Origin of the sequence: Sphingobium sp. MP9-4 (assembly GCF_005281675.1) — a bacterium.
GTDB classification, from domain to species: domain Bacteria; phylum Pseudomonadota; class Alphaproteobacteria; order Sphingomonadales; family Sphingomonadaceae; genus Sphingobium; species Sphingobium yanoikuyae.
In genome coordinates, this window is sequence record NZ_LUFI01000071.1 from 48,768 (window position 1) to 63,416 (window position 14,649).

Annotated in this window: 12 protein-coding genes; 8 read left to right on the forward strand and 4 right to left on the reverse strand. The window is 64.9% G+C overall.

The genetic code is table 11. The features are described 5' to 3' along the window. Positions 1–60: 60 nt before the first annotated feature. Together A0U87_RS21205 and A0U87_RS21210 are read right to left on the reverse strand one after the other, a co-directional pair. Positions 61–2,238 (reverse strand): 3-hydroxyacyl-CoA dehydrogenase NAD-binding domain-containing protein, encoded by a 2,178-nt coding sequence (locus tag A0U87_RS21205; RefSeq protein WP_048937023.1) that lies wholly within the window; start codon positions 2,236–2,238, stop codon positions 61–63. A 24-nt stretch (positions 2,239–2,262) separates the two neighbouring features. After that, entirely contained in the window at positions 2,263–3,471 is a 1,209-nt protein-coding gene (locus A0U87_RS21210; RefSeq protein WP_048937022.1) for an acetyl-CoA C-acetyltransferase, read from the reverse strand. Between the two features lie 151 nt (positions 3,472–3,622). On the opposite strand from A0U87_RS21210, the gene A0U87_RS21215 reads away from it, so the two are divergent. Together A0U87_RS21215 and A0U87_RS21220 are read left to right on the forward strand one after the other, a co-directional pair. Next, positions 3,623–4,378: a metallophosphoesterase family protein gene (locus A0U87_RS21215; RefSeq protein WP_080993532.1), complete on the forward strand. Its 756-nt coding sequence runs from the start codon at positions 3,623–3,625 to the stop codon at positions 4,376–4,378. A 47-nt stretch (positions 4,379–4,425) separates the two neighbouring features. After that, entirely contained in the window at positions 4,426–6,096 is a 1,671-nt protein-coding gene (locus A0U87_RS21220) for an MFS transporter (RefSeq protein ID WP_048937021.1), read from the forward strand. 42 nt (positions 6,097–6,138) lie between these two features. Here A0U87_RS21220 and A0U87_RS21225 read toward each other — a convergent pair whose 3' ends face one another. Beyond that, positions 6,139–6,735 carry a nucleotidyltransferase family protein gene (locus A0U87_RS21225; protein ID WP_037518930.1) on the reverse strand — a complete coding sequence of 199 codons (597 nt, stop codon included), beginning with the start codon at positions 6,733–6,735 and terminating at the stop codon, positions 6,139–6,141. Positions 6,736–6,892: 157 nt separating this feature from the next. On the opposite strand from A0U87_RS21225, the gene folE reads away from it, so the two are divergent. From folE to A0U87_RS21255, 6 genes are all read left to right on the forward strand, one after another. Beyond that, the gene (folE, locus tag A0U87_RS21230) at positions 6,893–7,501 is read left to right on the forward strand and encodes a GTP cyclohydrolase I FolE (RefSeq protein ID WP_037507879.1); all 609 of its coding nucleotides are present in this window, start codon (positions 6,893–6,895) and stop codon (positions 7,499–7,501) included. Continuing rightward, positions 7,498–8,358, forward strand: a complete 861-nt coding sequence (locus tag A0U87_RS21235) for an SDR family oxidoreductase (protein WP_010335387.1) — start codon at positions 7,498–7,500, stop codon at positions 8,356–8,358. The genes folE and A0U87_RS21235 overlap by 4 nt, the downstream gene beginning before the upstream one ends. A gap of 84 nt (positions 8,359–8,442) precedes the next feature. After that, on the forward strand, positions 8,443–9,219 hold the full coding sequence (locus A0U87_RS21240; protein WP_048937020.1) for an enoyl-CoA hydratase-related protein: 777 nt from the start codon (positions 8,443–8,445) through the stop codon (positions 9,217–9,219). Between the two features lie 346 nt (positions 9,220–9,565). Next, positions 9,566–11,944, forward strand: coding sequence for a TonB-dependent receptor (locus tag A0U87_RS21245; RefSeq protein WP_048937019.1), 2,379 nt, complete (start codon positions 9,566–9,568; stop codon positions 11,942–11,944). Then, a complete protein-coding gene (locus tag A0U87_RS21250; protein WP_048937018.1) occupies positions 11,944–13,173 on the forward strand; it encodes a dipeptidase in 1,230 nt (409 codons plus the stop codon). Before A0U87_RS21245 ends, A0U87_RS21250 begins: the two co-directional genes overlap by 1 nt. Before the next feature lie 119 nt (positions 13,174–13,292). Continuing rightward, complete coding sequence (locus A0U87_RS21255; protein WP_004212060.1) at positions 13,293–13,922, forward strand: methyltransferase domain-containing protein; 630 nt, start codon at positions 13,293–13,295, stop codon at positions 13,920–13,922. Positions 13,923–13,976: 54 nt separating this feature from the next. Here A0U87_RS21255 and A0U87_RS27055 read toward each other — a convergent pair whose 3' ends face one another. Further along, positions 13,977–14,609, reverse strand: a complete 633-nt coding sequence (locus A0U87_RS27055) for an RcnB family protein (RefSeq protein WP_048937017.1) — start codon at positions 14,607–14,609, stop codon at positions 13,977–13,979. Between the last annotated feature and the right edge of the window lie 40 nt (positions 14,610–14,649).

The window sequence follows — 14,649 nt, forward strand, 5'->3', positions numbered from 1 at the left end:
AGGTCTCCCCGAATATGTCCGGGGAGACCTAATACAGAAGCGTTACGATTTACAAATCGCTCATGCTGCAGCGCGAGACGGAACGGGTCGATAGAAGGTCGCGCCGTTGGCGGCCATGTCCCGCAGCTGCGCCGTGGGGGCGAAGCGCGGGCCATGGGCGGCGGCCAGCCGGTCCAGCACGGCCACGACATGGGCGATGCCGACCGTATCCATATGACTGAACGGACCGCCGGTATAGGGCGCGAAGCCCCAGCCGAAGATCGCGCCGATATCGCCATCTTCCGGCGTTTCCAGCACGCCTTCCTCGAAGCAGCGGGCGCATTCGATCAGCTGGCGATAGAGGAGGCGTTCCTTGACTTCCTCGACATCCGGCTGGGCGTCGGCGCGCGGGAACAGGTCGCCCAGCACCGGCGAGAGATGCTTCTTGCCGCCTTCGGGATAGTCGTACCAGCCCTTGCCATTCTTGCGGCCCAGGCGATCGGCCTCGACCATCTTGAGCATGATGTCGTCCGACCCCTGGGGAACATAGGCGTCGCCCAGTTCCTTCTTGGCGGCGGTCATGATCTTGACGCCCAGTTCGATCGACACTTCGTCGCTGACCGCCAGCGGGCCGGTCGGCATGCCAAGCTGCTTGCCGGCATTTTCGATGAGCGCCGGGTTGACGCCTTCGCCGACCAGTTCCGCGCCTTCCTGCACATAGGTGCCAAAGCTGCGCGAGGTATAGAAGCCGCGACTGTCATGGACGACGATCGGGGTCTTCTTGATCTGGGCAACGAAATCGAGCGCCTTGGCGATCGCGGCGGGGCCGGTCCTCTCACCCAGGATGATCTCGACCAGCGGCATCTTCTCGACCGGCGAGAAGAAGTGGACGCCGATGAAATTCTCGGGCTTGGACCAGGCATTGGCCAGCTTGGTGATTGGTAGCGTCGAGGTGTTGGAGCCGAAGATGGTGTCGGCGCCCAGCACGGCTTCGACCTGCTTGGTGACTTCCGCCTTGATCGCGACATCCTCGAATACGGCTTCGATCACGAAGTCGGCGCCGGCGAGCGCGGCATAGTCGGTGGTCGGGGTGACGCGGGCCAGGGTGGCGGCCATCTTCTCGGGCGTCATTCCCTTGCCCAGGCGCTTGGAGAGGACCGCCTCGACATGGGCCTTGCCCTTCTCGGCATAAGCCTGGTCACGGTCGAACAGCACGACGTCCATTCCGGCCTGCGCCGCGACGGTGGCGATGCCAGCGCCCATCATGCCGGCACCCAGCATGGCGAGCTTGGTCGTCGGCGCCTTGGCCTCGCCTTTGGGACGACGCGCGCCGCGCTCGGCCGCCTGCTTGTTGACGAACAGGGTGCGGATCATGTTCGACGCCTGCGGATCGGCGGCGACCTTGGCGAAATATTTGCTCTCGATCCGGATCGCCCGGTCCATCGGCAAGGTGATGCCCTCATAGACCGCCGACAGCAAAGCGATCGGCGCGTTCATGTTGCGCTGCGTCTGCTTGAGCGTCATCGGCAGGGCACCGGCCATGGTCTGGACGAAGGCGGGGTTGAAACCGCCGGCGCCGCCGGGCACCTTGAAGCCCTTGACGTCCCAGGGCTGGGTGCTGGCGGTCGGGTTGGCCTTGACCCAGTCCTTGGCGGCGGCGAGCGACGTGCCCTGCGGCACCACGCCGTCGACGACCTTCAGCATCGCGGCTTCGGCCGGGCGGAACAGCTTGCCCTGCAGCATGTACATCAGCGACGCCTGGACGCCCATGATGCGCGGCAGGCGCTGCGATCCGCCGCCGCCGGGGAACAGGCCGATCAGGATTTCGGGCAGGCCGAGCTGGGTCTTGGGGCTGTCGCCGACGAAGCGGCGATGGCAGGCCAGCGCCAGTTCGAAGCCGCCGCCGACGCAGGTGCCCTCGATCGCGCAGGCGACCGGCTTGCCGGCGGTTTCCAGGCGCCGGAACAGCTGGTTCAGCACGAACACATTGTCGAAGATCGCGGTGGGGGCGGGGCGCTGTCCATCGGTGCTGGCCAGCATCGACCCGAAATATTTGAGGTCCATGCCGGCCATGAAGCCGCTGTCCTTGCCCGATGCGATGACCGCGCCCTTGATGCCCTCTTCCGACGCGATGCGGGTGATGGCGGCATCCAGATCGGCCAGGAAGTCGGGGCCGATGACGTTCATCGACTGGCCGGGCACGTCGATCGTCAGGGTGGCGATGCCGTCGGCATCGATGTCGAAGCGGATGGTTTCCATGTGTGTCTCTCCTAAGTCCGCCGCTTACACGCGCTCGATGATGATGCCGGTGCCCATGCCCGCGCCGACGCACAGGTTGATGAGCGCGGTGCCCTTGCCCGAGCGTTCCAGTTCGTCGAGCGCGGTGCCCAGCACCATGGCGCCGGTGGCGCCCAGCGGATGGCCCATGGCGATCGCGCCGCCATTGACGTTGATCTTGCTGTGGTCGAGCTTCATCGCCTGCATGTAGCGCAGCACGACCGAGGCGAAGGCTTCGTTCAGTTCCCACAGGTCGATGTCGGCGGTGGTCATGCCGGCACGGGCCAGCAGCTTGCCGGCGACAAATTCCGGGCCGGTCAGCATGATCAGAGGTTCCGATCCGATCGAGGCCATCGCCTTGATCTTGGCGCGCGGCTTCAGGCCGTATTTCTCGCCAATTTCCTTGTTGCCGACCAGCACGGCGGCGGCGCCGTCGACGATGCCGCTGCTGTTGCCGGCGTGATGGACATGGTTGACTTTTTCCAGCTCGGGATAGCGCAGCAGGGCGACGGTATCGAAGCCGGGCATGTCCTCACCTAGCGCCTGGAAGCTGGGCTTCAGGCTGCCGAGCGACTGCATCGTCGCGTCGGGGCGCATATGTTCGTCATGATCGAGTGCGATGCCGCCGATCACGTCGCGGACCGGCACGATCGACTTCTTGAAACGGCCTTCGTCCCAGGCGGCCTTGGCGCGGCGCTGGCTCTCGACGGCATAGGCGTCGACATCGTCGCGGCTGATGCCGAACTTGGTGGCGATCACGTCGGCGCCGATGCCCTGGGGCGCGAAATAGGTCTTGTAGGCGACCGCCGGGTCCATCGCCCAAGCGCCACCGTCCGATGCCATCGGCACGCGGCTCATCGATTCGACGCCGCCGCCGATCGCGAACATCGCTTCGCCCGAATAGACCTTGGCCGCGGCCATGTTGACCGCTTCCAGGCCCGATGCGCAGAAACGGTTGATCTGCACGCCCGGCACGGTCTGGGCATAGTCGGCGTTGAGCACGGCGACGCGCGCGATGTCCGCGCCTTGTTCGCCCACCGGGCTGACGCAGCCCAGGATCACGTCGTCGACGTCTGCGGTGTCGATCTGGGTGCGGTCACGCACCGCTTCGAGCATCTGCGTCGCAAGCTGGATGGGGGTGATGTCGTGGAGCGAACCGTCGCTCTTGCCCCGGCCACGGGGCGTGCGGACGGCGTCGTAGATATAGGCTTCCATGGTTCCTTTTCCCTCTCCGTTGGCGGCTTTTGGCGCACCGGAAGTGGCCCTGAATGTATTTACGTTTACGTAAAGTGCAAGCCTGAAATGGTCGGTTTCCGCCGACATGGCCTTGCCGTAAGGTCAGGTGCGGGCCTGATGTGGGGCGCGATTGCAGCGGGACAAGCGCCAGGTGAAGATTGCGGTTCTTTCCGATATTCATGGCAATATCGATGCGCTCGACGCCGTGCTGGCGGATGTGGCCGCACGCAATGTCGATCTATGTGTCAATCTCGGTGACATCCTGTCGGGGCCGCTCTTCCCCTGCGAGACTGCCGATCGGGTTATGGCGTTGGATATGCCGACGATCCGGGGCAATCATGAGCGGCAATTGCTGACGCTGGCGCCCGATCGGATGGGCGCGTCGGACCGGGCAACCCATGATCTGCTGGCGCCGCGCCATCGCGACTGGATCGCCGCCTTGCCCGAGACGCTGTGGCTGACGGATGAGATGCTCATGGTCCATGGCACGCCGGGCAGCGACATCGATTATTGGCTGGAAACGGTCGAACCCACCGGCTTGCGCGCCGCGACAGAGGCGGAGGTCGAGGCGCGGGCAGGGGGCGTTGTCGCGCCGCTGATCCTGTGCGGCCATACCCATGTGCCGCGCATCCATGGTCGCGCCGATGGCGGGCTGGTCGTCAATCCGGGCAGCGTGGGCCTGCCGGCCTATAACGATGACCGGCCCTGGCCGCACAAGGTGGAGACCGGATCGCCCGAGGCGCGCTATGGGCTGGTCGAGCGGATGGCCGACGGCTGGCACGCGGAGATCGTCCTGGTCGCCTATGATGTCGAACGCGCGGCCGCCACCGCCGATGCGCGGGGGCGTCCCGACTGGGGCCGGGCGCTGCGTACCGGACGGATGTGAACCAAAGGCCGAGTCGCGGGTTTGACCGACGTTCCTAAATCCGCTTGATGGTTTTCGTGCCTGACACCGAGTCCCCCCAGCCGTCCTCGCCCTTTGCCATTCCCATCTTCCGCGCGATCTGGATCGCGAGCCTGGCGTCCAATTTCGGCGGGTTGATCCAGTCGGTCGGTGCGGCCTGGATGATGACCTCGCTGTCCGCTTCGCCGGTGCTGGTGGCACTGGTGCCGGCGTCCACGACGCTGCCGATCATGCTGTTCTCGCTCTGGGCCGGCGCGGTCGCCGACAATCTGGATCGGCGCAAGGTGATGATGGCCTGTCAGCTGTTCATGCTGCTGGTGTCGACTGCCCTTGCGCTGGTCGCCTGGCTCGGCGCGCTGACGCCCTGGACGCTGTTGGGCTTCACCTTCCTGATCGGCTGCGCGACGGCGGTGAACGGCCCGGCCTGGCAAGCATCGGTCGGCGACATGGTGCCGCGCAGCGTGCTGCCCAGTGCCGTCGCTATGAACAGCATGGGGTTCAATCTTGCCCGTAGTACCGGCCCGGCGCTGGGCGGCGTGATCGTCGCGGCGGCGGGCGCGGCGGCGGCGTTCCTGGCCAATGCAGTCAGCTATATCGGCCTGGTCGCGGTGCTGGCGCGCTGGCGGCCGGAATTGCCGCCCAAACTGCTGCCGCGCGAGCGGCTGGGCGTCGCGATGTGGGCCGGTGTCAGCTATGTCTCGATGTCGCCCAAGATCCAGCTCGTGCTACTGCGCGGCGGCGCCTTCGGCATCGGTGCCAGTGCGGTGTCGGCGCTGATGCCGCTGGTGGCGCGCGATGTGCTGGGCGGCGGCGCGCTGACCTTCGGCCTTACCAGCGGTGCCTTCGGCGTCGGCGCGGTGGCCGGGGCGCTGTCCACCCGGCGGCTGCGCGCGCGCTTCTCGATCGAGGCGATCGTGCGGTCCGCTGCCCTGTCGCTGGCGGCGGGAACGGCGATCACCGCCATGTCGGGCTATCTGGCGCTGGCGCTGCTGGGTTATCTGCTCGCCGGGGCGGGCTGGGTCATGGCGCTGTCGACCTTCAACGTGTCGGTCCAGATGTCGGCGCCGCGCTGGGTCGTCGCCCGCGCCGTCGCCATCTATCAGATGACCGCGTTCGGCGGCATGGCGATCGGCGCCTGGCTGTTCGGCAATCTGGCCGAGGATCATGGCGTGGTCGAGGCGCTCTATGCCTCCGCCGCGGTGCAACTGGTCGCTGCGCTGATCGGCTTCGTTCGTCCGCTGCCGCAGATCGGCGATGACAATCTCGATCTCCAGAACCGCTGGCGTGAGCCGGAGACGGCGGTGCCGGTCGAACCGCGCAGCGGCCCGGTCGTCATCACTATCGAATATCGCATCCCGGTGGGGTCGGTAGTCCCCTTCCTCAGCGCGATGAGCGAGCGCCGCCGCATTCGCAAGCGCGATGGCGCGCATGGCTGGTCGCTGATGCGCGACCTGGGCGATCCGGAGCTCTGGGTCGAACGCTATCATGTGTCGACCTGGCTCGACTATGTCCGCCATAACCAGCGGCGCACCATCGCCGACATCACCAACAGCGACACGATCCACGCGCTGCACAGTGGCGGTAAGCCGCCGGTGGTGCATCGCATGCTGGAACGCCAGACCGGCTCGCTGCCGCTCAGTCGTGCCCCTGATCCGCGGGAAATGGGCGACGGTCTGACCGATCCGACGCGATCGACCTGAAGCGGGCCAAGGCAAAGCGGCTTCGCCTGCCCCTTTTGGGCCTCAGGTCGGTGTCACCGGGGGGCGGCCAAGATCCTCCGGCGTATCGATGTCGTGAAGCACATTGCCGATCGTCTCGATCTGGATGCCGTGGCTCAGCAGCGCGCGGGCGCCCTGGTCCCCTTTAAGTGCCAGCAGTTCGGGGAAATGCTTGCGGCCGATGAAGGCGGGCGGGGAGGAAGAGAAGCCGTCGGTGCTGGCGACGACCGATCTTATGTCCTCGGCCGCCATGCAGAGATGGTTATAATGGGTCTGCGGCACGTCGGGCATGTCGGCCAGGCAGATCAGGATGCCGCGCACCTTGCGCTTGTCCATCACATGCTCGACCGCCAGCCGGATGCTGCTCGACAGGCCTTCCTCGGGCCGTTCGTTGACGATGATATCAAAGCCGCGCCGGTCAAGCTTGCGATGCAATATCGGCGCAAATTCGACCGGCCGCACGACGGCGACCAGTTCGGCAAAGGCCATGGAGGCGATGGTTTCCAGCGTGTGCGCGGCAACCGGCTTGCCGCGCAGGTCGGCCATCAGCTTGTCTTCCTCGCCGAAGCGGGTCGACATGCCGGCTGCCAGAAGGACGGCGGCGATGCGTTCAGTGCGCATGATCTTGCGATTGTAATGACATTTTTATGTGGTGCGTTCCCGTTAGACTGTGATTTGCCACCACAGCGATGTTGTGTCCAGCCGGGGCAAAAGGGCTGGTCAGACGGGCACGCAGTCGCCATATGCCGGGGCCAACAATTATGGAGTGGCCCAGTTCATGGCATATGATCCCGATGCGGAAACCGTAGGCGAAGGCTCGAAGGAGCCGGTCCCGGCCGAAGTGTCGGAGGCGATCCGCACCCTCATCCGTTGGTCGGGCGATGCGCCTGAGCGCGAGGGGCTGGTGGAAACGCCCGAGCGGGTGGCCCGCGCCTGGCGCGAATATTGCCGCGGCTATAATGATGATCCGGCCTATCATCTCTCGCGCATCTTCCATGAGGTGGGCGGCTATGACGATGTCGTGCTGCTGAAGGACATCCCGTTCCAGTCGCATTGCGAACATCATATGGCGCCGATCGTCGGGCGCGCGCACATCGCCTATCTGCCCGGCGATTATGTGGTCGGCATTTCCAAGCTGGCTCGCGTGCTGCACGCCTATGCCAACCGGCTGCAGGTGCAGGAACGGCTGACCTCCGAAGTCGCCAACTGCATCTGGGAAAATCTCAAGCCCCAGGGCGTCGCCGTGGTGATCGAGGCGACCCATGGCTGCATGACCGGCCGCGGCGTGCGCACCCCCAATGTCATCATGAAGACCAGCCGCATGCTCGGCGTCTTCCGCGACGATGAAAAGTCGCGCGAGGAAGTGCTGAAGCTCATCGCCTCGTGAATGATGTGACCGGAGAGGGGGAGGGCGCCGAGCCCGCCTATCGCCCGATCGGCGGCGCGAAGAAGGATGCCGGGCCGACCGGCCCCTTGCCGCTGGCCTCGCGCCGGCTGGCGCTCGTGACCGGCGGCCATCGCCGGCTGGGCGGCATCATTTCGGCGGCGCTGGCGCAGGCCGGCTATTCGCTCGCCATCCATGGCAGCCATGACACGCGGCTGGACTCTCATCTGGCGATCGCGCTGGAGGAGAACGGCGCCGAGTGGGAAGGTTTCGTCGTCGACTTCGCCGATCCCGAAGCTGCCGAGGAACTGGTCGCGCAGGTTGCCGAACGCTTCGGCCGGCCGCCCGACCTGCTGGTCAACAGTGCGGCGATCTTCGGCCAGGACCGGATCGACAGCGTCACCGCCGACGATCTGATGCGCCATTATGCGGTCAATTGCGCGGCGCCCGCGATGCTGACTAAGGCGTTCGCGACGGTGCCGGCCGGGACCGGCGATCGCTGCATCGTCAATATCCTCGACCAGCGGATCGACCATCCCCATGGCGATCAGCTGGCCTATACGCTGTCCAAGCTGGCGCTGGCCGGCCTGACGAAGACGGCGGCCAGCAGCCTGGCGCCGCAGGTGCGGGTCAATGCGGTGGCGCCCGGCCTTACCATCGCCACGCCCGACTATGATGCGGAGCAGATGGCGCGGCTGGAGCAACTGATGCCGCTCGGTCGCCTGCCGCAGGCGGAGCAGATCGCGCAGGCCGTTCTCTATCTCGCCGGCGCGACGGCGGTGACGGGCCAGACCCTCTATGTCGATGGCGGCGCCCATATGCGCAGCTATGATCAGGATTTCATGCATCTTTGCCGATAGGATCGGTAAAATCGCCGCCCCGCAAAGGCTGGCGATCCGTTTTTGGCCGACATAGATCGGCGCTGACAGCTTAGGGAGACGGCAATGGCATATGAAACGATCCTGGTGGAACAGCAGGGCGCGGTGACGCTCATCACGCTCAACCGGCCGCAGGCGCTCAATGCGCTCAACAGCCAGGTGCTCGCGGATCTGGGCGCGGCCTTTGCCGCCTATGATGCCGACCCGACCCAGCATTGTGCGGTGCTGACCGGCAGCGAAAAGGCCTTTGCCGCCGGCGCCGACATCAAGGAGATGGTCGACAAGGAAGCGGCCGATTTCTTCCTGCAGGATTTCTTCTCCGACTGGCAGACCAAGGTGGTCGCCACTCGCAAGCCGTGGATCGCGGCGGTTGCCGGCTTTGCGCTGGGCGGTGGCTGCGAACTGGCGATGATGGCGGACTTCATCCTGGCAGCCGACACCGCCAAGTTCGGTCAGCCCGAGGTGAAGCTGGGCGTGGCGCCGGGCATGGGCGGGTCGCAGCGGCTGACCCGCGCCGTGGGCAAGGCCAAGGCGATGGAAATGTGCCTGACCGGCCGGATGATGGGCGCCGAGGAGGCCGAGCGCGCTGGCCTGGTCGCGCGGATCGTGCCGGCCGCTGAACTGCTGGACGATGCGCTCAAGACCGCCGCCGCGATCGCCGCGATGCCGCCGATGGCGGCGATGGTGAACAAGGAAATGGTCAATATCGCGTTCGAGACCAACCTGGCGCAGGGCATTTTGACCGAGCGCCGCCTGTTCCAGATCCTGACTGCAACCGAAGACAAGAAGGAAGGCATGACCGCCTTCGTCGAGAAGCGTCCGGGCGTCTGGAAGGGGCGATAAGGCCTTCAGGAACGATCCTCTCCGACGAAGAGAGGGCAGGCGATTTTGTGATCCTCTCCAGGCTTGACCTGGGGAGGATTTTTTGTGCGCGCGTGCGAGGAAGCGGGCATTGATTGCGAAATCTCAATGCTTTGAGGCACCTCGTTCCGCTTGAGAAATCATCATAAGCGTGTGGTGGATTTTCCCGTAGGGCTCGTTTCAGATGACAAATGGATGACATGGCTGCGCTCGCCTCAAGCGGCGATCGACAGGCCAGGGTCCGGGGAGGAACGGCGCGATAGCCCGAAGGGGCGGGCGCTCCTGATTGGCGCGAACTGCCCTTTTGCAGGGCCTACAGGGAGCCTCTATGCCTTCGATTTCGTCTGTTCGTCGCGTGTCTCGCGCTGCGCTGCTGCTTGCCTGCTGCGCGGGTGCCTTATCCTCTGCTGCCTGGGCGCAGGAGGCTGCTCCAACGGACGAAAATGACAGCATCACGGTGACCGGTCGTCGTATCTCGCAATCGTCGGAAGCGATCGGCGAAGACAAGATCAACAATGTCGTCGCCGTCACGCGCGAGGCGCTGCTGTCGGCGCCGTCGGGTATTTCGGGCCTGAAGATGCTGGAGCAACTGCCCGGCTTCAACGTCCAGACCGACGGTGCACTGGGCCTCTATGAATTCGGCAACAGCGTCCAGACCCGCGCCTTCAACCTCGACCAGATCGGCTTCGTGGTCGACGGCATTCCGACCGGCCGCAGCGACGCCTTCGGTGGCAGCCCTGTCTTCCGCTATGTCGACAATGAAAATCTGGGCGTGGTGGAAGCCTCCGTCGGCGCCGCCGATGTCGGCCTGCCCAGCTATTCCAGCCTCGGCCCGGTGGTGCAGTATAACAGCATCGCCCCGCAGGAGGAGATGGGCCTGTTCGTGTCGCAGAGCTTTGGCGACAATAATATGAAGCGCACCTTCATCCGCGCCAGCACGGGCCGGGTGGGGCCGTTCCGGGCCTATGTCAGCCGCACCAAGCTGGACAGCGACCTGTGGCGCGGCCCCGGTTCGGTCGATCGCGAACATTGGGAAGGCCAGATCCATGCCGATCTGGGCGGCGACAGCTGGGCGCGCTTCAAGTTCGTGTCGAACGACTTCTTCGACTATGACTCGCCGACGATCACCCGCGCCCAGTATAATTGCACCGCCACCAGCGTGGTCGGCGCCTGCGGCCGCGACTTCGCCTATATCGAGAATGTGCCCAATACCACGACCGGCTTCGCGCCGACGGCGGCGGGCGTCTATTATTCCAATTCCAACTACACCAATGTCTACAACCTCGCGATCAACGTGCGGAAGGACAAGCTCTATGGCGGCACCTTCCACCTGGGTATCGCCGACGGCGTGTGGGCGGAATCGACCCTCTATTATGAAGACAAGAATGGCTATGGCGTCTCGCCCGACAGCTATTCCAACTCGCTGACCCGCTACACGGCACAAGCGGCTGCGGGGCTGGACGTCACCGCCCCCAAGGGCGTGCAATATGGCCGTTCGGGCGTCGGCGGCGATCGCTATGGCGTGACCACCAAGCTGCATTGGGAAAGCGGCAATAATGTCGTGGAAGGCGGCATCTGGGCTGAAGTCGACAAATATCACCGTACCCAGGCGCGCTACAACACGATGGATGGCGCCCCCGATGGCGAGCCCAATCTGGACGAACTGGTCTATCTGCGCCGCGACTATCGGTCCAAGCGCGACACGCTGCAGATCTTCCTGAAGGACACGCTCAAGCTGATGGATGACCGGCTGATTCTGGATGCCGGCTTCAAGGGGCTGATGCTGGACTACAGCCTGGGCGGCTATCGCGATTTCGACGACTATTATCGTGTCGTGGGCGGCACGGCGGTCGCAGGCTGGGGGGCGCAGTATAATACGGCCCATTATCGCGACATGTTCCTCCCGATGGCGGGCCTGCTGTTCAAGATCAACGAGCGCAGCCAGATCTTCGCCTCCTATGCCGAGACGATGGCACTGCCCAAGGGCATGGATGACATTTATGCCGTGACGCGCACCGGCACGTCGGCGCTGGTGCCCCAGCCCAAGGCGGAACGCGCGCAGAATATGGAAATCGGCTTCCGTACCAACCAGGGGCAGCTCTACGCCTCGATCGCGGGCTACTACACCAAGTTCAAGAACCGCATCCAGTCGATCACCACTTTCCAGGAAGGCGGCGGCAGCACCACCGAAACCTTCTACCAGAATGTCGGCCGTGTCGAATCCTACGGCGTGGAAGCCAGTGGCACCTACAAGCCGGCCTTCCTCAACGGCCTGGCCTATGCCAACGCCAACGTCACCTACAATAACGCCAAGTTCCAGGATGATATCGTCGCGTCGGTCACCTATGCGACCTCCGGCAAATATATCCCGGACAGCGCCAAGTGGATCGTCAGCGGTGGCGTCACGATCGAGCCTGCAAGCTGGCTGGTTGCGAACATCAGCGGCAAATATACGTCGAAGCGCTGGTCGACCTTTACCAACACGGCAGGCTCCAGCGTACCGGCTTACACCGTGTTCAGCGGTTATGTGGATATTGGCGACGGCTGGAGCTTCGGCCCGGTGAAGAGCATCAAGGCGCGCTTCAACGTCGACAATATCTTCGACAAGGACACGCTGTCCTACATCTCCTCCTCGGTGACGGGCGACGGTTCCTTCCGGCCGTTGTCCCCACGCACCTTCCAGTTCACCATTTCGGGCGAGATCTGATGCGGAATGCTTATCTGATGGGGGCAGCGCTGGTCGCGCTGCTCCCGATTGCGGCGCAGGCCCAGCCAAAAACCGTGTCGAAACAGGTCTATCAGCTGCACCAGAAGCTGATCACGCTCGACAGCCATCTCGATACCCCGGCCTCGCTCGACCTGCCGGACTGGTCGATCGACGAGGAGCATGGCGTCCATAGCGACTACACCCAGGTCGACCTGCCGCGGATGAAGAAGGGCGGCCTGGATGGCGGCTTCTGGGCGATCTACACCGGCCAGGGGCCGCTGACGATCGAGGGCTTTCGCAAGGCGCGCGATTTCGCGTTGTTGCGTGGCATGTCGATCCGATCGATGGTGGCGGCCGACCCGGACAATTTCACGCTGGCGCTGGAGGCGAAGGACGCGGCGCCAATCGCCGCGGCGGGCAAGCGTATCGTCTATATGTCGATCGAAAATGCCTATCCGCTCGGCGAGGATGTCTCGCTGATCAAGACATTCTACGACATGGGCGTGCGCGTGTCGGGCTTTGCCCATTTCGCGCATAACCAGTTCGCCGACAGCTCGACCGATCCGTCGAAGAAGCCGCGCTATGGCGGCCTCAGCCCGCTCGGCAAGGAATTGCTGAAGGAAATGAATCGCCTCGGCATCGTCCCCGACGCCTCGCACAGCTCAGACCAGGTGCTGGACGATCTGCTGGCGCTGTCGACCACGCCGGTGCTGCTGACCCATTCGGGCTGCAAGGCGGTCTATGACCATCCCCGCAACATCGATGACGATCATCTGAAGGCGCTGGCGGCCAAGGGCGGCGTGATCCAGATGAATGCCTATGGCGCCTATCTACGCGCGTCCAAGCCCAATCCGGAACGGCAGAAGGCGCTGATGGCACTCTACAGCCAGATGCGGGAGGACGCCAGGGTTTCGCCCGAGGCGCGGGCCGCGATGCTCGCCAAGCGGCAGGAGATCGACCGACTCTATCCCGACACCGACCGGCCGACCTTCGACGATTTCATGGCGCATATGCTGCATGCGCTGAAGGTCGTCGGCCCCGATCATGTCGGCATCGGCCTGGATTGGGACGGTGGCGGCGGTGTCGTCGGCATGGAGGATGTGGTTGATCTGCCCAAGATCACCGACGCGCTGCTGAAGGCCGGCTATAGCGAGGCTGACGTACAGAAAATCTGGTCCGGCAATGTGTTGCGCGTGCTGGCCGCGGCTGAAGCGGGCAAGCAGAAATAAGGGCTTGTGCCGGACCGGCCGTTGCTGGTCCGGCATGAAATCTTGTTAAGCCAATCGACGGGGGCGTTCCGGCCCGCTAAGGGGAGTCGGCACCAGAAAGGAGCGGTCGCATTTCGCCCATGCAGCACAAGCCGAAGCGCAGCCGGGCAATCGCCCTGCCGAACAGCGAGTTTCGCGCCCGCGCCACCGAATATCTCGATTTCCTTGCCGCCTGGGTGAAGAAGCCCCGGCAGACCGCCTCTGTCGTGCCCAGCAGTCGCTATCTGGCGCGGCTGATGGTGGCCGACATCGATCCGCAGGGCGGCCGCGTGCTGGAACTGGGCGGGGGCACGGGCGTCTTCACCCGCGCCATTCTGGAGACCGGCCTGCCGGCCGACCGGCTGGAGGTGGTGGAGATCAACCCCGCCTTCGCGCGCGGACTGCGGCGTCATTTCCCGCATGTTTCGATCCTGGAGACGCCGGCGCAGATCGTCTCGGTCGCCGCCGCCGGTGGCCCCGGCGACTATCAGACCGTGGTCAGCGGCCTGCCGCTGCTGGCGATGGACCGCGCGATGCACATCGACATATTGTCCGAAGCCTTCCGCATGCTGAAGCCGGGCGGTAGCCTGGTGCAGTTCACCTATTCAACGCGACCGCCGGTCAGCCGTGCGGTGCTGGACCAGCTAGGCCTGGAAGTTGTCCGCGCCGGCCATACGGTGCGCAATTTCCCGCCAGCGACGGTCTTCCGCTTCACCCGACGGGGTGAATGATCGGGGCAAGAGAAAAGGGCCGCATCGGATGATGCGGCCCTTCCTGTTTCTGCCTCAGTAGAAGGCGCCGTAGACGACATCGACCACGCGGCGCGATCGGACCTCGACCAGCAGCAGGTCGGGGCCATAGCGCACCCAGCGATAGCCATAGGGCGGCGCGCCCAGGCCCAGGCGCCAATAGTCGTTGTAATAATAATAGCTGGAGAAGAAGACCGCCGGCAGGAACAGGCCGACCGTCCAGCGGCGATAGCGATAGCCATGGGGATAGCGGAAGGCCGGGCCGGGGATCGGCCGGAAATTGGGCGGACGGCCGGCGCCGGGGCGATGCGGCTGGCCTGGCCGTGGTGGCTGGACGCCGGGACCACCGGGACGGGGCGGCTGCGGTGAAGGGCCACCCGGTCGGGGTGGTTGAACCGCCGGTCCACCTGGCTGGCCCGGACCGGGCGAAGGCTGTCCGGGGCGGGGCGGTTGCGGGCGAGAGGCACCGGGCCGGGACGGCTGTGTCGACGGACCGCCGGGGCGGGAAGGCTGCACTGATCCGCCGGGGCGTGAGGGGGCGGGGGCAGGGCGCGTGGACGGAGATGGTCGAGCGCCGCCGCCGGATGGCGGTCGGCCGCCCTGCTGGGCAATGGCGATATCGGGAACGACGATCAACGCGATCGACAGATAGAGAACTGCCTTTTTCATAGCCTTCTCCACATGGTGGGGCGTCAAGCCTATGCCCGCT